19 protein-coding genes (1 of these 19 running past the window's edge) are annotated in these 21,968 nt (G+C 70.8%); 13 read left to right on the forward strand and 6 right to left on the reverse strand.

Annotation, left to right across the window (positions count from 1 at the left end; all coding sequences use genetic code 11):
* Nucleotides 1–431, forward strand: partial view of an ATP-binding cassette domain-containing protein gene (locus BN948_RS06035; RefSeq protein ID WP_009515377.1) — the end only. It extends 1,450 nt beyond the left edge of the window; 431 of the gene's 1,881 nt are visible here — the last part of the coding sequence; its start codon lies beyond the left edge, outside the window; it ends in the stop codon at nucleotides 429–431.
* A 13-nt stretch (nucleotides 432–444) separates the two neighbouring features.
* Here the strand turns inward: BN948_RS06035 and BN948_RS06040 are convergent, their stop codons facing one another.
* Complete coding sequence (locus BN948_RS06040; RefSeq protein WP_009515378.1) at nucleotides 445–1,845, reverse strand: aminotransferase-like domain-containing protein; 1,401 nt, start codon at nucleotides 1,843–1,845, stop codon at nucleotides 445–447.
* A gap of 135 nt (nucleotides 1,846–1,980) precedes the next feature.
* Between BN948_RS06040 and BN948_RS06045 the strand changes: the two genes are divergently transcribed.
* Genes BN948_RS06045 through BN948_RS06075 form a run of 7 tightly spaced genes read left to right on the forward strand, consistent with a single transcriptional unit; the run spans nucleotide 1,981 to nucleotide 7,840 of the window.
* Nucleotides 1,981–2,595 carry a LysE family translocator gene (locus BN948_RS06045; RefSeq protein ID WP_009515379.1) on the forward strand — a complete coding sequence of 205 codons (615 nt, stop codon included), beginning with the start codon at nucleotides 1,981–1,983 and terminating at the stop codon, nucleotides 2,593–2,595.
* Nucleotides 2,592–3,524 (forward strand): DMT family transporter, encoded by a 933-nt coding sequence (locus BN948_RS06050; protein WP_009515381.1) that lies wholly within the window; start codon nucleotides 2,592–2,594, stop codon nucleotides 3,522–3,524. Before BN948_RS06045 ends, BN948_RS06050 begins: the two co-directional genes overlap by 4 nt.
* The gene (locus BN948_RS06055; protein ID WP_009515383.1) at nucleotides 3,521–4,714 is read left to right on the forward strand and encodes an aminotransferase-like domain-containing protein; all 1,194 of its coding nucleotides are present in this window, start codon (nucleotides 3,521–3,523) and stop codon (nucleotides 4,712–4,714) included. The genes BN948_RS06050 and BN948_RS06055 overlap by 4 nt, the downstream gene beginning before the upstream one ends.
* Entirely contained in the window at nucleotides 4,711–5,328 is a 618-nt protein-coding gene (locus BN948_RS06060) for a glutathione S-transferase family protein (protein WP_009515385.1), read from the forward strand. Before BN948_RS06055 ends, BN948_RS06060 begins: the two co-directional genes overlap by 4 nt.
* Before the next feature lie 3 nt (nucleotides 5,329–5,331).
* Nucleotides 5,332–6,198, forward strand: coding sequence for a PhzF family phenazine biosynthesis protein (locus BN948_RS06065; RefSeq protein WP_009515387.1), 867 nt, complete (start codon nucleotides 5,332–5,334; stop codon nucleotides 6,196–6,198).
* Complete coding sequence (locus BN948_RS06070) at nucleotides 6,195–6,872, forward strand: VOC family protein (protein WP_009515389.1); 678 nt, start codon at nucleotides 6,195–6,197, stop codon at nucleotides 6,870–6,872. The genes BN948_RS06065 and BN948_RS06070 overlap by 4 nt, the downstream gene beginning before the upstream one ends.
* Entirely contained in the window at nucleotides 6,869–7,840 is a 972-nt protein-coding gene (locus BN948_RS06075) for a threonine dehydratase (protein ID WP_035620807.1), read from the forward strand. Before BN948_RS06070 ends, BN948_RS06075 begins: the two co-directional genes overlap by 4 nt.
* Here the strand turns inward: BN948_RS06075 and BN948_RS25490 are convergent.
* Nucleotides 7,824–10,121 (reverse strand): hybrid sensor histidine kinase/response regulator, encoded by a 2,298-nt coding sequence (locus BN948_RS25490; protein WP_051755944.1) that lies wholly within the window; start codon nucleotides 10,119–10,121, stop codon nucleotides 7,824–7,826. The genes BN948_RS06075 and BN948_RS25490 overlap by 17 nt on opposite strands.
* A gap of 244 nt (nucleotides 10,122–10,365) precedes the next feature.
* Here BN948_RS25490 and BN948_RS06085 point away from each other — a divergent pair, with 244 nt between their 5' ends.
* Complete coding sequence (locus BN948_RS06085; protein ID WP_009520509.1) at nucleotides 10,366–11,037, forward strand: histidine phosphatase family protein; 672 nt, start codon at nucleotides 10,366–10,368, stop codon at nucleotides 11,035–11,037.
* A 532-nt stretch (nucleotides 11,038–11,569) separates the two neighbouring features.
* On the opposite strand, the gene BN948_RS06090 is transcribed toward BN948_RS06085, so the two are convergent.
* Nucleotides 11,570–12,400, reverse strand: a complete 831-nt coding sequence (locus BN948_RS06090) for a creatininase family protein (RefSeq protein ID WP_009518348.1) — start codon at nucleotides 12,398–12,400, stop codon at nucleotides 11,570–11,572.
* Nucleotides 12,401–12,450: 50 nt separating this feature from the next.
* Complete coding sequence (locus tag BN948_RS06095) at nucleotides 12,451–13,668, reverse strand: SAM-dependent methyltransferase (protein ID WP_009518347.1); 1,218 nt, start codon at nucleotides 13,666–13,668, stop codon at nucleotides 12,451–12,453.
* 224 nt (nucleotides 13,669–13,892) lie between these two features.
* On the opposite strand from BN948_RS06095, the gene BN948_RS06100 reads away from it, so the two are divergent.
* The 4 genes from BN948_RS06100 (at nucleotide 13,893) to priA (ending at nucleotide 21,001) form a co-directional block, all read left to right on the forward strand.
* A complete protein-coding gene (locus BN948_RS06100; protein WP_009518346.1) occupies nucleotides 13,893–16,139 on the forward strand; it encodes a protein-disulfide reductase DsbD family protein in 2,247 nt (748 codons plus the stop codon).
* Between the two features lie 82 nt (nucleotides 16,140–16,221).
* Entirely contained in the window at nucleotides 16,222–16,833 is a 612-nt protein-coding gene (locus tag BN948_RS06105; RefSeq protein WP_009518345.1) for a thioredoxin family protein, read from the forward strand.
* 586 nt (nucleotides 16,834–17,419) lie between these two features.
* Nucleotides 17,420–18,523, forward strand: coding sequence for a uroporphyrinogen decarboxylase (gene hemE / locus BN948_RS06110; protein WP_009518409.1), 1,104 nt, complete (start codon nucleotides 17,420–17,422; stop codon nucleotides 18,521–18,523).
* Nucleotides 18,524–18,937: 414 nt separating this feature from the next.
* Nucleotides 18,938–21,001, forward strand: a complete 2,064-nt coding sequence (gene priA / locus BN948_RS06115; protein WP_009518408.1) for a replication restart helicase PriA — start codon at nucleotides 18,938–18,940, stop codon at nucleotides 20,999–21,001.
* Nucleotides 21,002–21,027: 26 nt separating this feature from the next.
* Here the strand turns inward: priA and BN948_RS06120 are convergent, their stop codons facing one another.
* Complete coding sequence (locus BN948_RS06120) at nucleotides 21,028–21,438, reverse strand: response regulator (RefSeq protein WP_009518407.1); 411 nt, start codon at nucleotides 21,436–21,438, stop codon at nucleotides 21,028–21,030.
* Nucleotides 21,435–21,935: a GAF domain-containing protein gene (locus BN948_RS06125; RefSeq protein WP_051755946.1), complete on the reverse strand. Its 501-nt coding sequence runs from the start codon at nucleotides 21,933–21,935 to the stop codon at nucleotides 21,435–21,437. Before BN948_RS06125 ends, BN948_RS06120 begins: the two co-directional genes overlap by 4 nt.
* Between the last annotated feature and the right edge of the window lie 33 nt (nucleotides 21,936–21,968).

The raw sequence follows: 21,968 nt of genomic DNA on the forward strand, positions 1-21,968 counted from the left end.
CGGTGTTCCTGGTGAGCCACGACCGGCGCTTTCTCGACAACGTGGTGACGAGCACACTGGTGGCCGAGGGAGAGGGCCGCTGGCGCGAGTACGTGGGCGACGTGCAAGATTGGCTGACTCAGTCGGCGCGAGCGACGCCGGCGACTCCGCCCGCCGCGGCGACACTTGCCAGGCCAACGGCCGTCACCGCCCCGGCGAACGAGGCGCCGCGCCGCAAGCTCAGCTACAAGGAGCAGCGCGAACTCGATGCGCTGCCCGAGCGCATCGCCGCGCTGGAAGCCGAACAGGCCGCGCTCTCGGCCGAACTGGGCGACGGCAGCCTCTACGGGACCAACCCCGCGCGCGCGGCCGATGTGTCCCAGCGCCTGGTGGCGGTGGAAGAGGAATGGATCGCCGCGCTGGAGCGCCAGGAAGCGCTGGGCACGCGCTGACTCATCCGACGCATCAGGACGATCCCACGCGGCGCGAGAAGATGCGCCAGAAGGTCGCGTCCTGCGTGGTGGCGAAGTTGATGCGCATGAGCGTGCTGGGCGTACGCGCCGCGTGGAAGAGCGCGCCCGGAGCTATCAGGTAGCCGTCGTCGAGCAGCCGCTGGGCGAGTTCGTCTGTGTCGACGCCGGTGTCCACCCAGCCAAACAATCCTGAGGGCTCGGCCGCGAATCGGCAGCCCGCGCCCAGCGCCAGCTTGACGCTGCGCGAGCGCGCCGCATCGAGCCGCGTGCGCACACGCTCGGCATGGCGGCGCAGTTGGCCTTGCTCGATGCAATGTGCCAACGCCTTCTCCAGCAAGGCGGGCGTGGTCAAGGTGCTCAACAGCTTGGTATCGAGCAGCGGTTCGAGCAGGCCTGGCGGCGCCGCCAGGAAGCCGATGCGCCAGTTGGGCGCGAGGATCTTTGCGAAGCCGCTGACATAGATGGTGCGCTGCAGGCCGTCCAGCGCACTCAGTCGCGTGCTGTGCTCGGGGGCGAGGTGGCTGTACGTGTCGTCTTCGACAATGTGGAAGTTGTGTTGTTGGGCCAGTTGCAGCAGGCGATGCGCCACCCCGGGCGAGAGGCTGTAGCCCGTGGGGTTGTGCAGCACGCTCACGCTCACGAAGAGCTTGGGCCGGTGCGCTTCGGCCAGGCGCTCCATCACCGCCAGGTCGGGGCCGTCGGGGCCACGCGGCACGGTGAGGATGCGCATGCCGAGCGCCGCAAGGCGCGCGAACTCCACCGCCCAGCCGGGCTCTTCCACCATGACCGGATCGCCGGGGCGCAGCAGGGTGCGGCTGACGATATCGAGCGCGTGCGTGGCGCCCACGGTGGTGATGATCTGCGCCGGGTCCACTGGCACGCTGATGGCGGAGAGCTTCTGCGCGAGCACGCGGCGCAAGCCCTCATCGCCGCGCGGCTCGCCGTAACTCAGCGAGGTTTCGTTGAGCGCGCGTGTCGACGCTACGCGCCGCACGGCTGCGGGCATGAAGGTCGACTCCAGCCAGTCGGGGGGAAACACGCCCATGCCCGGCTGCGGCTTGTCGCTGACCTGGTGGAACATGCCGCGGATGAGCGCGGTGGCATTGATGGGTCCCTGGGCTGGCGGCACGGGCGCCGCGTGGCGCGGCTCGCTGCGCGGCGCGATCGACTCGCGCACAAAGAACCCGCGCTGGCGCTGCGCCTGCACCAAGCCCTGGGCGAGCAACAGGTCGTAGGCGGCCACCACGGTGGACGGGCTCACGCCGTGCTGCGCGGCACAGGCCCGCACCGAGGGCAGGCGCGCGCCCGGTACCAGCAGCCGCTGGCGGATGCGGTCGGCGTAGCGCTCGGCCAACTGCTCGGTAAGCGACTGATTGGCGGTCTTCATCAACATCGGTGGACTTCTCGCTGTATTGCCACTTGCACCCACACAGTGCGCAGTATTGAGTGGGTCAACTGTATTGGTTCTGTATTGATATCCAAGGGTACATTGAACCTTCCCACAACGCCAGCGCCATCCCCGTTGTCCATGTCCGCCACCGAACTGACCGCCCTGCTGATCTTCTGCACCGCGATGAGCTTTTCGCCGGGCCCCAACACCACGCTGTCCACCGCGCTGGCGGCCAACTTCGGCCTGCGGCGCGCCCTGCGCTTCTGCCTGGCCGTGCCCACGGGCTGGACGATGCTCATGCTCGCCAGCGGCCTGGGCGTGGGCGCGCTGATCGCCGGCGTGCCGCCACTGCGCTGGGCCGTGAAGCTGCTCGGCGTGGCCTACATGCTCTGGCTGGCCTGGCAGCTCGCGCGCACCGCACGGCTGTCACAGGCCGACCCCGCCCGCCTGCAGGTGGGCTTCTGGCAGGGGGTGGGGCTGCAGTTCATCAACATCAAGGCCTGGATGCTCGCGCTCACGCTCAGCGCGGGCTGGGTGGTCAGCAGCGCGGGCGCCCCCGCGCCCAACCCGGGTGAGCGGCTGTTCATCGTCTGCCTGGTGATGCTGTTCTTCGCCTTTGTCAGCAACTTCCTCTACGCCCTCATCGGCTCGCTGCTGCGCGACTGGCTCGCGCAAGGCGCACGCCTGCTCTGGTTCAACCGCGCCCTGTCTGGCGTGCTCGTGGTCACCGCCTTGTGGATGCTGACCGTATGACGAACGACGAAACCCGCGGCTGGTTGCTCGGCCTGGTTGGCGTGGCGGTCTTCGGCCTCACGCTGCCCATGACGCGCCTGGCCACCGGCAGCCTCGACGCGCCCCAGCTCTCGCCCTGGTTCGTCACCTGGGCGAGAGCTGCCATCGCCGGTGGGCTGTCGCTGGCCTACCTGTGGGCCACGCGCTCGCCCTGGCCACAGCGGGCGCACCGCGGCCCGCTCGCGCTCGCGGTGCTGGGCAACGTGATCGGCTTTCCGCTGCTGCTGGGTTGGGCGCTGCGCCATGTGACGGCGAGCCACGCCGCCGTGTTCACTGCGCTGCTGCCGCTGGCCACCGCGGCGGTGGCGGCCTGGCTGCTGCACCAGCGGGCGCGCCTGGGGTTCTGGCTGTTTGCCGGCCTGGGCAGCGCGCTGGTCATGGTCTACAGCCTGCTGCGCGCGCACCAGATGGGCCAGGGCTTCGGCCTCAGTTGGGCCGACACGCTGCTGGTGGGCGCTGTGCTGGCCGCCGCTCTGGGCTATGTGGGCGGCACGCGGGTCACACCCGCGCTGGGCGCCGAGCGCGTGATCAGTTGGGTGTGCGCGCTCGCGCTGCCCGTCACCGTACCGGGCGCGCTGCTCACCTGGCCCGACCAGGCGGTCAGCGCCAGCGCCTGGCTCGGCCTCGCATACGTGGCGGTGTTCTCCATGTGGGCCGGTTTCTTCGCCTGGTTCCGAGGGTTGGCCCTGGGTGGCGCCCTGCGCGTGAGCCAGCTCCAATTGCTGCAACCCTTCATCAGCATCGCTGCGGCGGTGCCGCTGCTGGGCGAGCGCCTGGACGCGCTCACCCTGGTTTTTTCGCTGGCCGTCGTGGCCAGCGTGTTCGTGGGCCGGCGCCTGGGTGCGACGCCGGCCTCGCCCTCCCTGCCCACCACCAAGGCACTCACATGACCGCCACCACTCACTGGACCCTGGCCCGCCGCGCCGAGCGCATGAACCCCTCCGTGATCCGCGAAATCCTCAAGGTCACCGAAAAGCCCGGGATCATCAGCTTCGCGGGCGGCCTGCCCTCACCGCAAACCTTCCCGGTCAGCGCCTTCGCCGAGGCCTGCGCCGAGGTACTGGAAAACGACGGTCGCGCCGCGTTGCAGTACGCGGCCAGCGAAGGCCACGCGCAATTGCGCGAATGGGTGGCGCGGCAACTGCCCTGGAAGGTGGACCCGGCGCAGGTACTCATCACCACCGGCAGCCAGCAAGGCCTGGATCTGGTGGCCAAGGTGCTGATCGACACCGGCAGCCGCGTGCTGGTGGAGACACCCACCTACCTGGGCGCGCTGCAGGCCTTCACGCCGATGGAGCCGCGCTTCGTCGGCGTGGCCAGCGACGCCGAGGGCATCGACGTCGACGACCTGCGCCGCCAGGCGCCGGGTGCCCGCTTCCTCTACGCGCTGCCCAATTTCCAGAACCCCACCGGCCGCACCATGAGCGAGGCGCGCCGCGCCGCGCTGGTGCAGGCCGCAGCAGAGGCCGGCCTGCCCATCGTGGAAGACAACCCCTACGGCGACCTGTGGTTCGATGCGCCGCCGCCCGCGCCACTGACCGCGCGCAATCCCGACGGTGGCCTCTACCTCGGCTCCTTTTCCAAGATCCTGGCACCCGGCCTGCGCCTGGGCTTCCTGGTGGCGCCGGCCGCGCTGTACCCCAAGCTGCTGCAGGCCAAGCAGGCCGCCGACCTGCACAGCCCCAGCTTCAACCAGCGCCTGGTCAGCGCCGTGCTGAAGGACGGCTTCCTCGAACGCCACGTGCCCACCATCCGCGCGCTCTACGCCTCGCAGTGCCGCGCCATGCTGGCCGCGCTCGAGCGCGAGATGGCCGGCCTGGGCGTGCAGTGGAACGCGCCCGACGGCGGCATGTTCCTGTGGGCGCGCCTGCCCGAGGGCATGGACGCCACCGCCCTGCTGCCGCACGCGGTGGAACGCGGCGTGGCCTTCGTGCCGGGCGCGCCCTTCTTTACCGACGCGCCCGATACGCGCTCGCTGCGCCTGTCCTTCGTCACCGCCACGGTCGAGCAGATCGACCGCGGCATCGCCGCGCTGGCGCAAACCGTGCGCGAACACCTGCCCACACCAGTCCCCGCATGAGCCTGCACCTCTGGGGCCGCCTGAGCTCCATCAACGTGCGCAAGGTGATGCTGTGCGCGCAGTGGCTCGGCCTGGACCTGCCGCGCAGCGACGCCGGCCTGTCCTACGGCGTGGTGAACACGCCGGCCTACCGCGCCATGAACCCCAATGGCTTGGTGCCCGTGCTGCAGGACGGCGACTTCACCCTCTGGGAGAGCAATGCCATCCTGCGCTATCTGTGCGAACGCCAGGGTCGCGGCATGCCCGCCGACCTGCGCACGCGCGCCGAGACCAACCGCTGGCTCGACTGGCAGCAGACCACGCTCAACCGCGCCAGCGGCCCGGCTTTCGTGCAATGGATCCGCACCCCGGGCGAGCGGCGCGACATGGCCGCCATCGAGGCCTCGGTACGCGCCAGCGAGCCCTTGTTCGAGTTGCTCGACGCCCACCTCGCGCAGCGGCCGCACATGGCGGGCGACCAGGTGTCCGCCGCCGACTTCCCCATCGCCTGTGAACTCCACCGCTGGTTCGGCCTGCCGCAGGCGCGGCCGGCCTGGCCCCACCTTGAACGCTGGTACGCCGGCTGGCTGGCGCAGCCCTGCAGCCGCGGCGTGCTCGACCTACCCCTCGCCTGAACCATGACCTCCCGCCCCTTCCAGCAAATCGACGTCTTCACCGCCACCCCCTGCCTGGGCAACCCGCTCGCCGTGGTGCTCGACGGCGGCGGCCTCAGCACCGAGCAGATGCAGACCTTCACCGACTGGACCAACCTGTCGGAATGCACCTTCGTGCTGCCGCCCACGCAAGCCGGTGCCGACTACCGCGTGCGCATCTTCTGCCCCGGGCGTGAACTGCCCTTCGCCGGCCACCCCACGCTGGGCACGGCGCACGCCTGGCTCGCCGCGGGCGGCCAGCCCCAAGGCGAGGACATCGTGCAGGAATGCGGCGTGGGGCTGGTGCGCATCCGCCGCGACGGCGCGCGCCTGGCCTTCGCGGCGCCGCCGCTGCGCCGCGAAGGCCCGCTGGACGAAGCCGACGTGGCGCTGATCGCGCGCGGCCTGGGCATCGCGCGCGAGGACGTGCTGGCGCACAGCTGGTGCGACAACGGCCCTGGCTGGCGCGCGGTGATGCTGCGCAGCGCCGAGCAGGTGCTGGCCGTGAAGCCCGACGCCGCCGTGCTCGCGGGCCTGGACATCGGCGTGGTCGGCCCGCGCGGCAAGGTGGGCGTGGTCGGGAAAATGGAATCTGCCCCCGATGTGTTGTTCGAGGTACGCGCCTTCTTCCCCGGCAACAACGGCATCGCCGAGGATCCCGTGACGGGTAGCCTGAACGCCGCGCTGGCGCAGTGGCTGATCGGCGCGGGCATGGCGCCCGAGCGCTACGTCGCCAGCCAGGGCACCGCGCTGCGTCGCGCCGGGCGCGTGCACATCCAGCGCGACGCCGACGGCACGGTGTGGGTCGGTGGCGAATCGGTCACCTGCGTGCAAGGAACCGTGCGCTTATGAACGCCGCCTTCGACCACCTGGTGGTCGCAGCCGCCACGCTGGCCGAGGGCGTGAACTGGTGCGAAACCACGCTGGGCTGCACGCCCGCTCCCGGTGGCGCGCACGCCTTGTTCGGCACCCACAACCGCCTGCTGCGGCTCGACGGCGCCGAGCGCACTTACCTCGAGTTGCTCGCCATCAACCCGGCGGCCAGGCCCACGCGCGCGGCGCCACTCAAGCGCTGGTTCGACCTGGACGATCCCTCGCTGCGCGAGCGCTTGCGCGTGCACGGCCCGCAGCCTATCCACTGGGTGGCGCGCGTCGACGACATCGAGGCCGCGCGCGCCGTCTGGCTCGCGCAGGGCATTGACCCCGGCCCGGTGCTCACCGCCTCGCGCGAGACGCCGCGCGGCCTGCTGCAATGGCGCATCACCGTGCGCGACGACGGCGCGCGCCACTTCGACGGCCTGCTGCCCACACTGATCCAGTGGGGCGGCATCCACCCGGTCGCCACGTTGCCGCCCAGCGGGCTGCAACTGCGCGAGTTGTCCCTGAGCCACCCACGCACGGCGGCACTCAACGCCGCCCTGGCCGCCATCGGCCTGCCCGGGCTGCGCGCACGCGAAGCCGAGGCATCCCTCGGCGTCCACCTGCACAACGGCCGGCAAGCCCTGCACCTGAGCGCCACCCCATGAGCATCGCCTTGCCCTCCCTTGCCGACATCGAACGCGCCGCCGAGATCGTGTACCGCGCCTTCTCGGCCACGCCACAGTACCCCTGGGCCACGCTGAGCGCGCGGCTGGGCGCCACCTGCTGGCTCAAGCACGAAAACCACACGCCCGTGGGCGCCTTCAAGATCCGCGGTGGCCTGACCTACTTCGATCACCTCGCGCGGCGCGGCGCGCTCCCCCGCGAGGTGATCTCGGCCACGCGCGGCAACCACGGCCAGAGCGTGGCCTGGGCCGCGCGCGCACACGGCGTGGCTTGCACCATCGTCGTGCCGCACGGCAACTCGGTCGAGAAGAACGCCGCCATGCGCGGCCTGGGCGTCACATTGATCGAACACGGCGACGAGTTCCAGGTCGCACGCGAACACGCCATCGCGCTGGCCACGGAGCGCGGCGCGCACATGGTGCCGAGCTTTCATGGCGACCTGCTGAGCGGCGTGGCCACCGCGTGGTGGGAGTTCTTCCGCGCCGCGCCCGATCTCGATGTCGTCTATGTGCCCATCGGCCTGGGCTCTGGCGCGTGCTCGGCCATCGCGGCGCGCAACGCGCTGGGCCACCGCGCCCGCATCGTGGGCGTGGTGAGCGCGGGCGCCACCACCTACGCCGACTCGCTCGCCGCGCGCCGTGTGGTGGAAGCACCGGTGAGCACGGTGCTGGCCGACGGCATGGCCTGCCGCGTGGCCGAAGCCGATGCCCTCCCGCCGCTGGCCGATGGCCTGGACCACCTGGTGAAGGTGAGCGACGAAGAAGTCGCCGAGGCCATGCGCGCGCTGTTCGCCGACACGCACAACGTGGCCGAGGGTGCCGGCGCCGCAGGCTTCGCGGCGGCCTGGCAGGAGCGGGACCGCCTTCGCGGCCAGGTGGTGGGCGCCGTGCTGAGCGGCGGCAACGTGGACAGCGAGGCGTTCGCGCGCGTGCTCAGTCGGCTGGCTTGACCAGGCGCGCCACGATCTCGCAGAACTGCTCGACCGCGTCGGTCTTGAACACCACCTCGCGCACGCCGGCGGCGCGCGCCTCGGCCTGCAGTTCGTCGGTGATGTAACCCGAGGCCACGGCCACCGGCAGTCGGGGCTCGATGGCGAGCGCCTCGCGCGCCACCTCCAGGCCCGACATGCCGGGCATGTTGTAGTCGGTCAACAGCAGCGCGAATTCGCCCGGGCGCTCGCGCAGTGCGGCCAGCGCGTCGGTCTGCACGGACAAGGCCGTCACGCGGTAGCCCCGCCGCTCCAGCAAGCGGCGCACCAGGAAGACGAGCGTGTCGTCGTCGTCGAGGTAGAGGATGTGGGGAATGGCCTCGGACGGGGCCGGCTCGGTGGGGTGGGGCTGGGGGTGTTCCACGGCGGGCATTGTGACGGGTTTGTCTTCGGCTGTCGCCTCGTCGGCGGGCAAGGGTGGCAACCACAGCGTGATCGTGGTGCCGGTCTGCGGCGTGCTGCACACCTCGATGTGGCCGCCATGCGCTTCCACGATGCCCAGCACCACGGACAGGCCCAGGCCCGTGCCCTGGCCCACGGGCTTGGTCGTGAAGAAGGGTTCGAACATGCGGCGCTGCACCGCCTCGTCCATGCCGCTGCCATCGTCGATCACGCGCAGGCGCAGCGCGGGCTGGCCGGCCTCTCGGCACGCCTGCGCCAGCGACGCCGGCCAGCGCGCGACGGGCGCGGACGACGCGGGCACGCTGTCCAGCGCGATCTCGATCGCGCCGCCGCGCGCCGGCAAGGCGTGCAGCGCGTTGGTGCCCAGGTTCACCAGCACCTGCTGCAGTTGCGTGGCGTCGCCCGACACCTCGGGCAGCGATGGCGCGATGGTCTGCACCAGTTGCACCTGCGGCGGCAGGGCCGCACGCAGCAGCGCGCAGGACTCCACCACCACCGCGGCCAGCGGCACCGGCGCACGCGCCAGGGGCTGCTGCCGGCTGAAGGTCAGGATCTGGCGCACCAGCTCGCGGCCACGCCGAGCGGCCGTGCTGATCTCGCCCAGGCTTTCCTGCACCGGCGCGTCGGCCGTCAGGTCCTCGCGCGCGAGGTCGGCGTTGCCCAGGATGGCGGTCAGGATGTTGTTGAAATCGTGCGCCACGCCACCGGCCAGCGTGCCCAGCGCCTGCATCTTCTGCGACTGCGACAGCCGCGCTTCCAGCGCCTTCTGCTCCGACTGCGCGTCCTTCATCGCGGTGATGTCGATGAAGGTCAGCACCACGCGGCGCAGGCCGCCCTGCGAGTCGCTCTCCGGGTAGCCGCTGCACAAGGCCCAGCGCAGCCGCGCGCCGCCGTCGATGGGCAGGCCCACGACCACATCGCGCACCGGCTGGCCCGTCATCAGCACCCGCTCGAACGGCCGGTCGTGCCGGCGCAGCGGCTGGCCGGCCTCGTCGAGCATGCGCCAGCTTTCGTAGCTCGGCTCGGGCACCACGCCATCGGCGCCCACCTCGCTCCAGGTGAGGAAGCGCCGCGCGGCGGTGTTCATGCGCCACAGCGTGTGGTCGGGGTGAAACACCATCACGCCCGCGTCCAGGTTGTCCACCAGGCGCTGCAGGTCGGCCTCGCGCTGGCGCTGCACGGCGCGCGCGGCCTGCGCCTCGTCGCGCAGGCGCAGCATGAGCAGGCACTGGAAGGCCAACACACACAGCAGGTAGGCAATGAGGAAACAGAAAGTGAGCAGCGCCACCGTGGGCTGGAAGGGCCAGCGAAGCACCACGCCCACCAGCGCGTAGCCCAGCAGGATGCTCACCTGCAGCCATAACACGCCACTCAGGGTGCGGAACTCCACCGGCGCGGGCCAGGGGCGGTGTGTACGCGCATCGCCGATCATGAGCAGCAAGAGCGCCAGATTGGTGCCGATCCACAGCATCTGGCGCGCGGGCAGGCTGTCGATGACCTCGATGAAAAACACCGTTACCGGCCACTCCACCAGGATCAGCACCAGAACGCCCGTCATCACCCGGCGCACCGACAAGCCCAGATACGACCGGAAGCCCACCCACAGCAGCGCGAAGGTGAGCGTGAACAGCAGGTTGCTCAACGGCAGCCCCACCCAGGCGGGCAGCAGCGGGCGCGCGCTCATGGCGAGCGAGGCGATGGTGTGCGTGAGGCAGGCCAGGGCCCACCAGCCCAGGCCGCCCACGTGCGGCAGGCGCCGGTGCTGGGTCCAGAAGGCCAGGCCGATGACGATGTCGATGCCGGTCCACACGGCATACAGCGTGGGCAGGTGAAGCGACATGGAGGGGTGGGGAAACCGGTGGGAATCGGCGGTGGCGGAGCGCGGCCCGCGGGCGCGGGGCGCGCCTTCGGGAAGAATGGGCCATTGCAGCACGCGCTCCCGCGCGCGAGCGCCGGATAAGCGGCACGAAAACCGTGCAAACCCCGGCCTCCCGCCGGCAGCGCTTTCACCCAGGTGACACCCCGGGCCAAAGCAGTCGCTGTCGGGACAAAAGCGATCGCGCCGCGCCGCCCAGAATCGCGCCATGGGAACGCTATACCTCGTGCGGCACGGCCAAGCCTCCTTCGGCGCCGCCGACTATGACCAACTCAGCGAGCTGGGCCAGCGCCAGTCGGTGCGACTGGGGCGCTACTGGGCCGAACGTGGGCTGCGCTTCGACGCCGTGGTCACGGGCTCGCTGCGCCGCCACGAACAGACCTGGGCCGGCATCGCCGAGGGCGCGGGCCTGGCGCTGCAGCCGCTGGTGATGCCGGGCCTGAACGAGTACGACGCCGACGCGGTGATCCGCTGCATCCACCCGCAGCCGCTGCAGAAGCCGGACACACCCGAGCTCTACCGTCACCACTTCCGCCTGCTGCGCGACGGCCTCACGCAGTGGATGGCCGGCACGGTGAGCCCACAGGGCATGCCCAGCTACGACGACTTCGCGCGCGGCATCGCCGGCGCGCTGGACCACGTGCGTGGCACGCACCACCAGCAGAATGTGCTCATCGTCTCCAGCGGAGGGCCGATCGCCACCGCCGTGGGCCAGGTGCTGGGGCTCAGCCCCGAGGCCACGATCGAGCTGAACCTGCGCATCCGCAACAGCGCGGTGACCGAGTTCCAGTTCACGCCCAAGCGGCACAGCCTGCTGACGTACAACACGCTGCCGCACCTGGATGGGTCGGACTACAAGGACTGGATCACTTACGCGTGATGCATCCTCGCGTTCCTCGAGCTGGCTTCTTGCGGAGGCCTCGCGCTGACGGCTGGCGTGGTCCGCGTTCTCCGGCCCACGCTCGCGCAGATGTTCCCGTGCGCTCCACCGGGCCTGCGTCAACACCGCTGTTGGCACGCCCCCTCTGTGGCAAGCGCGAATGGGGCCTGCGCCCGCGAACCCCACCATCCGTCGAGAGTGACGCCCTGGCGCACCACCATGAAACGGGCTCCCCTTAATTGGGGTCATTAATTGGGGTCAGATTCCAATTAATCGCCGCGTGAGGGGAAGTCCGGTCTTCTTTGGCTGGCCAGTGCGCTACTGGGGTCGATGGTGTGGGTGTCCGGGCGCAGGCCCCATTCGCGCTTGCCTCAGAGGGGGCGCGCCAACCACGGCGGTGACGCCAGCCCTGTTCGAGTGCTCGGGCGCCTCTGCGCGAGCGTGGGCCGGAGAACGGGCACACGCACCAGCGGCCCTCGCGAGGTGCAGGCACGCACTCGCGAGATACAGACCAGTCAGCAGCCAGGCCCGATCACCCGCGCCTGAGCGTATCCCCAGGCAACTGATCCATCTCCACCAACAGCTTCGCCAGCGCCCGCCCCGCCGCATCGAGCAGTGCGCGCCCGTTCTCCGCCGTGGCCGCGCTGGCGTTGCCCACCGCACCAGAGGGATTGAGGTCCTGCGCCTGCCAGGCGAACTTCGCGCTGCGCCCGTTGCCCAGCGTCTCGAATCGCTGCGCACGCTGCTCGCTGCTCGAGGCGAAGTTGCGCGCCAGCTCCATGCGCACGCGGCCCGGGTTGAGCACGCGCATCAGCGCCGTTTCCACCTCGCCCGCGTGCGCGCCGAAGCGCTGCTCGTGCGCAGAGAAACGTGCGTTCACGTCCTGTCCCTGCGCGTCGAGCAAGGGCAGGTGAAACCAGCTCGTGCTCACCACCAGCAGGCCGCGGCGCGCGCGCAGGTCGCGCGCCACCGGGTCCAGCAGGCCCACCTGCCCACCGTGGGTGTTGAAGATCAGCAGCTTCTTCACGCCCGCGTCGGCCACGCACTCCGCGAGTTCGGTCCACAGGCGGATCAGCGTCTCGGCCTTGAGCGTGAGGGTGCCCGCGAAGGCCGTGTGCTCGGGCGAGAAGCCCACGGCCTGCAGCGGCAGGAACAGCGCGGGCAGGTCGACCGGCAGGTGCCCCAGCGCGGTCTCGATCACGCCGCGCGCGATGTCCGCGTCCACCGACAGCGGCAGGTGCGGCCCGTGCTGCTCGGTGGCGGCCACGGGCAGCACGGCAATGGCGCGCTCGCGGTCGAGCGCCGCGAACTCGGTGGCGCTCAGGTCTTGCCAGTAGCGCGAGGAAGGGGTGGCGGCGGACATCGCCCGATCTTACGGGCGACGCCGCCAGGGCGGGGCCACGCGTCGACGCGTCAGCGGTAGAGCCAGCCGCGCGACCACGGCAACTCGCTCGCCACCCGGCCCGAGGGCCGGCACAGCACCTGGAACAGCGCGATCTCGTCGTGCTCGAAGGCCCAGGCGCAGCCGGCCAGGTAAACGCGCCAGATTCGCCAGGTCTTCTCGTCCACCATGGCGCGCAACGCGGCGGCCTTGGCCTCGAAGCGCTCGCTCCACAGCCCGCAGGTGCGCGCGTAGTGGCGGCGCAGGTTCTCGATGTCGAAGGCCTCCAGGCCGCCCTCCTGCAGGGTGCGCAGCACGGTGGCGATGTGCGGCAGCTCGCCACGCGGGAACACGTAGCGCTCGATGAAGCTGCCACCGCCATGCGCCGTCTCGCCGTCGTTGGCGTCGGTGCTGGTGATGCCGTGGTTCATGGCCCAGCCGTCGGGTTTGAGAAGTTGGCGGATCTTCTGGAAGTAGGGCACCAGGTTGTCCAGGCCCACGTGCTCGAACATGCCCACGCTGGTGATGCGGTCGAAGGGCCCGTCCTTCACGTCGCGGTAGTCCTGCAGGCGGATCTGAATGCGGTCCTGCAGGCCCGCGCGCTTCACGCGCTCGGTGGCCAGGTCGAACTGGTTCTGCGACAGCGTGACGCCCACGCACTGCGCGCCGAACTGCTGCGCCGCGCGCAACACCAGCGCGCCCCAGCCGCAGCCGATGTCGAGCAGGCGCTGGCCCGGCTGCAACCGGATCTTGCGCAGGATGTGGTCGATCTTCTTCACCTGCGCCTGGTCCAGTGTCTCGTCGCCGTTCTCGAAGTAGGCGCAGGAATAGACCATGTTCTCGTCCAGCCACTCGCCGTAGAAGGCGTTGGAGACGTCGTAGTGGTACTGGATGGCCTCGGAATCGGTCTCGCGCGTGTGCTGGAAGCTGCGCTTGATGCGGCCCATCAGGCCGTTCTCGGGCTGGGCGTTGTCGGCCAGGCCGTGGGCCGCCGCCAGCACGTCGGCCAGCGACCCCTCCACGTCGATCAGCCCCTCCACGTAAGCGCGCCCGAGCGTGTCGAGGTTGGGATCGATCAGCAGCGGCAGGCCGCTGGCGTCCTTCACGCGGATGGTGACCTGGGGCTGCTCGAAGCGACCCAGGTCGATCGGCGTGCCGCCGTCGCGCCAGTACAGCCGCACCGGCAGGTTGACCTTGTCTTGCATGCGCCGTGCCCAGGGCATCAGCGCCATTTCCACGATTGCTCCCATTCAGGATCCCTCCAATGGTGGTGTTTGACGTCAAGCCAAGCTGCGGTTTTACCCAAAAATCCGCGGCCGTGAATCGCCGATGACAAATCCGCACCGGTCGAGCGCCTTATCCGCACCTTGCGCACCTTGGCAAAACCCGTGCCCAGGCAAAGGCCCTGGCGGAACTCGGGTGCCGCCGCCCGCTCATACCGCGGCGCCCACCGGCGCCCGACAATCCCCTGGTCATGACCCTGCCCCTTCTGTCCCTGGCCGCGCGCGCGCGGCGCCTCCTGCTCGCCTCCCTGGGCGGCCTGGCGCTGTGCCTGCCCCTCGCCGCACCCGCGCAGAACCTCGCCGCCCTCATGAAAGGCGCGCCGGCCGCCGGCGTGTTCCAGTCGGAGCAGACGCGCGCCGAGCTGCTGGCCCACGCGCCCGAGGGCGCCGGCGCCGGCCGCACCATCTGGCTGGGGCTGCGCCTGGACCACGCACCGCACTGGCACACCTACTGGAAAAACCCGGGCGATTCCGGGCTGGCCACCGAGCTGCGCTGGACCCTGCCCGAAGGCGTGAGCGCGGGTGACATTGACTGGCCCACGCCGCGCAAATTCCCCATCGGCACCCTGGCCAACTACGGCTACGACGGGACCGTGGTGTTGCCCGTGCCGCTGACGGTGAGCGACAACTTCCGCGGCGAGGCCGTGGACGTGCGACTGGACGCGAGCTGGCTGGTGTGCCGCAAGGAATGCATCCCGGAGGAGGCGAGCTTCACGCTGCGCCTGCCCACCAGCGGCACCACCGGCGGCCACGGCGAGCTGTTCGCCGCCATGCGCGACGCCCGGCCACGCGACCTGAAGGCGGGCGCCAGCTTGGTCGCGCCCGACGACGGCTTCCTGCGCGTGGCCCTGGACGGCCTGCCCGCCGACTGGCGGGGGCGCGAGCTGGAGTTCTTCCCCGAACTGGGCGGCGTGATCGAGCCCGGCGCCGCCTGGACCCAGGCCTGGGACGGCGCGCGCTGGACCGCGCGCGTGCCGCTGTCCCCTCAGCGCTTCGACAGCCCCACGGCCATGGACCTGGTGGTGGCGCCCGCCCAGCCCGCGGGCGAAGGCCCGGGCGAGACCGGCGCGCGCCTGGCCGCCGTGCCCGTGCAGGGCACCTGGCCCGCACCGGCGCCGCTGCCCACGGCCGGCGTGCCCGACGCCTTGCAGGCCGCGCTCGACGCCAACGCCGCGCGCTCGGCCGCCGCCTCCGCCCCGTCCACCCCACCGGCCAGCTCGCTCACCCTCGGCGCGGCGCTGATCGGCGCGCTCATCGGCGGCCTCATCCTCAACCTCATGCCCTGCGTGTTTCCCGTGCTGGCCATCAAGGTGACCGGGTTCGCGAAGCACGGCGGCGACACCCGCGCGCACCGCGCCCACGGCTTGGCCTACACGGCCGGCGTGGTGCTGTCCTTCCTGGCGCTGGGTGGCCTGCTGCTGTCCCTGCGCGCGGCGGGTGAACAGCTCGGCTGGGGCTTCCAGTTGCAAAGCCCGGCGGTCGTGGCCGCGCTCGCCACGCTGTTCACCCTCATCGGCCTGAACCTCGCGGGCCTGTTCGAGTTCGGCAATGTGTTGCCCAGCGGCGTGGCCAGCCTGCAGGCGCGCCACCCCACGGCCGACGCCTTCCTCACCGGCGTGCTGGCCACGGCCGTGGCCTCGCCCTGCACCGCGCCGTTCATGGGCGCCTCGCTGGGCCTGGCCATCGCCCTGCCCGCGCCGCAGGCCCTGCTGATCTTCGGCGTGCTGGGCCTGGGCATGGCCCTGCCCTACCTGCTGGCGAGCTGGGTGCCCGCCGTGGCGCGCGCCCTGCCGCGCCCGGGCCCGTGGATGGAGCGCTTCAAACAGTTCATGGCCTTCCCCATGTTCGCCACCGTGGTGTGGCTGCTGTGGGTGCTGGGGCAGCAGAGCGGCATCGACGGCGCGGCCGCGCTGCTCATGCTGCTCGTTGTGCTGGCCCTGGCCATCTGGTCCCTGGGCCTGCGCGGCAAGGGCCGCGTGGTGCTGGGCGGCCTGTCGCTGGCGGCGCTGCTGGCGCTGGCGGTGGGCATCGGCCCCAACGTGCTGCGCCTGCAGGATGGCGAGGCCAACACCGCCGCCACGGCCACCGGCGTGGCCGGCCTGGCCTGGGAACCCTGGAGCCCGCAACGCCAGGCCGAATTGCTCGCACAGGGTCGCCCGGTCTTCGTCGACTTCACCGCCGCCTGGTGCGTCACCTGCCAGTACAACAAGCGCACCACGCTGGCCGACGAGCGCGTGCTGGGCGACGTGGCCGGCAAGAACGTGGCGCTGCTGCGCGCCGACTGGACACGCCGCGACCCCGCCGTGACGCAGGCCCTGGCCGCGCTGGGCCGCAATGGCGTGCCGGTGTACGCCATCCACAAGAACGGCCAGCCCGTGCAGGTGCTGACCGAAGTGCTGAGTGTCGAGGAGGTCCGCACGGCGCTGGCCGCACTCTGAGAACGCGTTCTGACCGCGCCGCGATGGCGCGCCGCCCGTGCTTCGTTGTTCATCCACCCGCAACCGTCCGACTGGAGCCACCATGAAACGCCGTCCGCTGATCGCCCTGGGTGCGCTGTCGCCCCTCACCGCCTTCCTGCCCGCCGCGCACGCCGCCGCCGTGGGCCAGGCCGCGCCCGACTTCACGCTCACCGACACGGCGGGCAAGCCAGTGAAGCTGTCCGACTTCCGCGGCAAGCACGTGGTGCTGGAGTGGAACAACCCGGGCTGCCCGTTCGTGCGCAAGCACTACCAGGGCAACATGCAGGCGCTGCAGAAGGAAGCGGCGGACAAGGGCCTGGTGTGGCTGGCGATCAACTCCACCGAGGACGCGAGCAGCGACTACCTGACGCCGCCGCAACTGGGCCGCTGGATGAGCGAGCAGAAGGGCGTGCCCACGGCGACGCTGATGGACGAGGACGGCAAGGTGGGCCGGGCCTACGCGGCGCGCGTGACGCCGCACATGTACGTGATCGACCCGCAGGGCAAGCTGGCCTACGCGGGCGGCATCGACAGCATTCCCTCGGCGCGGGTGGACGACATCCCCAAGGCCACCAACTACATCCGCCAGGCGATGACGGAGATCGCCGCCGGCAAACCCTTGAGCGTGAGCACGAGCCGGCCTTACGGGTGCACGATCAAGTACGCGGTCTGATTGCCTCCTTCTTCGGCTTTCCTGCTTTTTTTGTTGGCGAGGCGGTTGCGATCCACGTCCTCGCGCTGACGGCTGGCGTGGTCCGCGTTCTCCGGCCCACGCTCGCGCAGATGTCCCCGGGCACTCCACCGGGCCTGCGTCACCACCGTGGTTTGAGCGCCCCCTCTGTGGCAAGCGCGAATGGGGCCTGCGCCCGCGAACCCCACCATCCGTCGAGAGTGACGCCCGAGCGCGCCACCGGAAATCAGGCTCCCCTTAATTGGGGTCAGATTCCATTTAATCGCCGAGCCAGGGAAGTCCGGTCTTCTTGGGCCGGCCCATCCGCTACTGGGGTCGATGGTGTGGGTGTCCGGGCGCAGGCCCCATTCGCGCTTGCCACAGGAGGGGGCGCGCCAACCATGGTGGTGACGCCAACCCTGTTCTAGCGCCCGGGCGCCTCTGCGCGAGCGTGGGCCGGAGAACGGGCACACGCACCAGCGGCCCTCGCGAAGCAGAGGCGCGAAACGCCACGCCAACCCCCCCAACCCAGAGCGCACCACCCCCCAAGGGGATAATCCCCCGATACCCCCTGGCCCTCAGCGACCCCATGCCTTTTGCTCCCCTGAAGAACGACAGCTTCCTGCGCGCCTGCCTGCGCCAGTCCACCGACCACACCCCCGTGTGGCTCATGCGCCAGGCCGGCCGCTACCTTCCCGAATACCGCGCCACGCGCGCCAAAGCCGGCAGCTTCATGGGCCTGGCCACCAACGTCGACTACGCCACCGAGGTCACCCTCCAGCCCCTGGAGCGCTACCCGCTCGACGCCGCCATCCTCTTCTCCGACATCCTCACCATCCCCGACGCCATGGGCCTGGGCCTGTCCTTCGCGCTCGGCGAAGGCCCCAAGTTCGAGAAGACCGTGCGCACCGAGGCCGATGTCGACGCCCTCGCCGTGCCGGACATGGACAAGCTGCGCTATGTCTTCGACGCGGTCACCTCCATCCGCCGCGCGCTGAACGGCCGCGTGCCCCTCATCGGCTTTTCCGGCAGCCCCTGGACCCTGGCCTGCTACATGGTCGAGGGCGGCGGCTCCGACGACTACCGCCTGGTCAAGTCGCTCATGTATTCGCGGCCCGACCTGATGCACCGCATCCTCGCCACCAACGCCGACGCGGTGGCCGCCTACCTGAACGCGCAGATCGAGGCCGGCGCGCAAGCGGTGATGATTTTTGACAGCTGGGGCGGCGTGCTGGCTGACGGCGCGTTCCAAACCTTCAGCCTCGCGTACACGAAACGTGTGCTCTCACAACTGAAGCGCGAGCACGAGGGTGTGACGATCCCGCGCATCGTCTTCACCAAGGGTGGCGGCCTGTGGCTGGAAGAGATGAAGGCGCTGGACTGCGAGGCGCTGGGCCTGGACTGGACCGTCTCGCTCGCCCGCGCACGAGCGCTCGTGGGCGAAGGCCCCAACGCCAAGGCCCTGCAAGGCAACATCGATCCCAACGTGCTGTTCGCGCCACCCGCGGCCATCGAGGCCGAGGTGATCAAGGTGCTGGAGAGCTTCGGCACGCCGCACACCGGCGCGGGCACCGGCCCCACGCACATCTTCAACCTGGGCCACGGCATCAGCCAGCACACACCGCCCGAACACGTGACCGCCCTGGTAAATGCGGTCCACTCGCATTCGCGCCGTCTGCGCCAGGCCGCGTGATCACCGGGCGCCGCGCGCTCCGTTTTCAGGAGTGCGACCGCCGGCGATGCGCTGTCATCGCCCGGTCATCAAGGCTTGATGCGAACGCACTTAGCACAAAAACGGCCAGAAAAAGCACTTGACAGGGGTCAGTTATGCACAAAATTTGTGCTGCGGTGCGCCATCCCCGCATCGACCCATGCCGGGCCGGCACAACGCCAGGGTTGCTGGTTAACCCATTGATTTCATTGAATTTTGTGCACTGCCTTTTTTTGAGGCAGTTTAAGCAAAGTGTTGATTTTCAAGGCCTGCGGCGCGACGGCAGCAGGCTATCAACAAAGTTATCCACAGAAGCGTTGGATATGTCTGGCAACTGTTTCACATCAAGCACTTAGCGACGATTTCGCTGACAAACGTGAGGAACCAACCCTAAGCATGTGTCACTGGCCCGCCGTGGTCGTCGCCACCCCCGCACACAGCGGGATGGGCGACACCCTCAGCTACCGCAGCGAGCGCGCCCTGGCGCCCGGCACGCTGGTGCGCGTGCCCCTGGGCGCGCGCGAGGTGCTGGGCATCGTGTGGCGCAACGACGCCGCGCCGCCTGAGGACCTGGCCGAGGGGCAGGCGCGCGACGTGGCCCAGGTGCTGGACGCCCTGCCCCCGCTGGACGAGGCCTGGCGCGAGCTGGTGGGCTTCGCCGCCCGCTACTACCAGCGTGCCCTGGGCGAGGTGGCCCTGGCGGCCCTGCCCCCGCCCCTGCGGGACCTGGACCCGACGCAGCTGGCCCGCCGGCTCAAGCGCCCCGCGCGCGCCGAGCCGGCCGCCGTGGCGCCCGACAGCGCCCGCGCCCTCACGCCCGAGCAGGCCGCCGCGCTGGAGGCCCTGGCCGCCGCCGACACCGCGCCGGCCTTGCTGTTCGGCGCCACCGGCAGCGGGAAGACGGAGGTCTACCTGCAGGCCACCGAACGCACCCTGGCCGCCGACCCCGCCGCCCAGGCACTCATCCTGGTGCCCGAGATCAACCTCACGCCCCAGCTCGAAGAACGCTTTCGCGCCCGCTTCGGCCACGACACCGTGGTCTGCCTGCACAGCGGCATGACGCCCGCGCAGCGCCTGGCCGCCTGGATCGCCGCGCACACCGGGCGCGCGCGCATCGTGCTGGGCACGCGGCTGGCGGTGTTCGCCAGCCTGCCCGGCCTGCGGCTGGTGGTCGTCGACGAAGAGCACGACCCCAGCTACAAGAGCCAGGACGGCGCGCGCTACTCGGCGCGCGACCTGGCCATCTACCGCGGCAAGCTGCAGGGCGCGCGCGTGCTGCTGGGCTCGGCCACGCCCTCGCTGGAGAGCTGGCACGCCAGCGAGCAAGGCCGCTACCGCCGCCTGGCCATGGCCGCGCGCATCGGCGGCGGCGCGCTGCCGCGCCTGCGCCTGGTGGACATGAACCACCAGCCCAAGGGCGCCCTGCTGGCGCCACCGCTGCTGGCCGCCATGGGCGAGCGCATCGCGCGCGGCGAGCAGTGCCTGGTGCTGATCAACCGGCGCGGCTACGCGCCCGTGCTGGCCTGTCACGCCTGCGGCTGGAAGAGCGGCTGCCCGCACTGCAGCGCCTACCGCGTCTTCCACAAGCTCGACCGCACGCTGCGCTGCCACCACTGCGGCTTCACCCAGCGCGTGCCGCGCGCCTGCCCCGACTGCGGCAACCTCGACATCGAGCCCGTGGGCCGCGGCACCGAGCAGGTGGAAGAGCAGCTCGCCGGCCTGCTGGCGGACGTCCACCGCCCCGACGGCGGCCCCGTGCGCGTGGCCCGCATGGACGCCGACACCACCAAGACCAAGGGCAGCCTGGAGGCGCAACTGGCCGCCCTGCACGCGGGGGAGGTGGACGTGCTGGTGGGCACGCAGATGATCGCCAAGGGGCACGACTTCCGCCGCATCACTCTGGTGGCCGCCGTGCAGCCCGACGCCGCCCTGTTCGCCGCCGACCACCGCGCGCCCGAGCGCCTGTTCGCGCTGCTGATGCAGGCCGGCGGGCGCGCGGGGCGCGACGCCGCGCACAGCGGCGCGGCCGAGCTGTGGGTGCAGACCTGGGTGCCCGAGCACCCGCTCTTCACGCACCTGCGCGCGCACGACTTCGCCGGCTTCGCGGCCACCGAGCTGGCCGAGCGCGAGGCCGCGGGCATGCCGCCCTTCGGCCACCAGGCCTTGCTGCGCGCCGACGCGCGCACGCAGGAGGCGGCGCAGGGCTTCCTGAACGCGGCGGCCGCCGCTGCGAAAGACCTGCCGCACCGCGAGGCCGTGACCCTGTTCCCCGCCGTGCCGCTCACCATCCAGCGCGTGGCCAACGTGGAGCGCGCGCAACTGCTGGTGGAAAGCCCTTCGCGCGCGGCGCTGCGGCGCTTCCTGGCCGCCTGGCAGGCGGTGCTGCTGCAATGCCGCGCCCTGCCCGAGGCGCGCGGCCTCATCCGCTTCGCGGTGGACGTGGACCCGCTGAGCCTGTGAACCCGTCGTGAACCGTCAGCGGCGCTTCATTGGGCAGCAGCCGCATTCAACGGCAGCACCTCGCACAGCGCCTCCACCGTCAACACCACGTCGCGGATCTTGAACGGTTGCAGCAACAGGCGCCGGATACCCAGGGCCTTGAGCTGCTGAACGATGGCGGCGTTGGCGCTGGTGGCCATCACCGCCATCTGCATCCGCGGGTGGCTCTCGCGCAAGCGCGCCAGCAGGGCCAGCGCGGCCTCTCCCTCGGCCAGCGACGCCAGCACCGCGTCCATGCGCTGCGCCTGCAGCATCTGCTGGCCGATGGCCAGTGTGGCGGCCTGGTGCACCTGCGCCAGGTCCATGCCGCGGCACACGCTGGTCACCGAGCTGCGCACCATGCGGTCGGGTTCGATCAGCAGCAGTTGCGGCAAGGCGCCATGAACGGAACTCGTCATGACGTGGCCTCTTCGCGGCGCACCAGCTCGTCGACCACCAGGTCGCGCAGTGAGCACAGGATGTTCAGCCCCAGGCGATCGATCTGGCGCGGCCGCCGGTCCATGATGCACAAGGTGCCCACGGCGGGCCCCCAGGGCATGCGCAGCACCGCGCCCGCATAGAAGCGCACCCACGGCGGGCCCACCACCATCGGGTTGTCGAGGAAGCGCTCGTCCCTGAGCGCGTCCGGCACGACCAGGGTCTGGCGCTCCAGGATGGCGTGGCCGCAAAAGGACACATCGCGCGGCGTTTCGATGCTGTCCAGGCCGAACTGCGACTTGAACCACTGGCGGCCCCGGTCCACGAAGGAGACCGTGGCGATCGGCACGTCGAACTCGTTCATCGCGAAGCGCGTGATGCGGTCGAAGCGTTCCTCGGCCGGGGTGTCGAGCAGCAGCAGGTCGCGCAGGGCCTGCAGCCGGATTTCCTCGTCGCTGGGGATGGGGGCGGTGATCATGGTCAATCCCGGGCACGGACGCCGTGCCCATGT

Source organism: Hydrogenophaga intermedia (assembly GCF_000723405.1).
Taxonomy (GTDB): domain Bacteria; phylum Pseudomonadota; class Gammaproteobacteria; order Burkholderiales; family Burkholderiaceae_C; genus Hydrogenophaga; species Hydrogenophaga intermedia.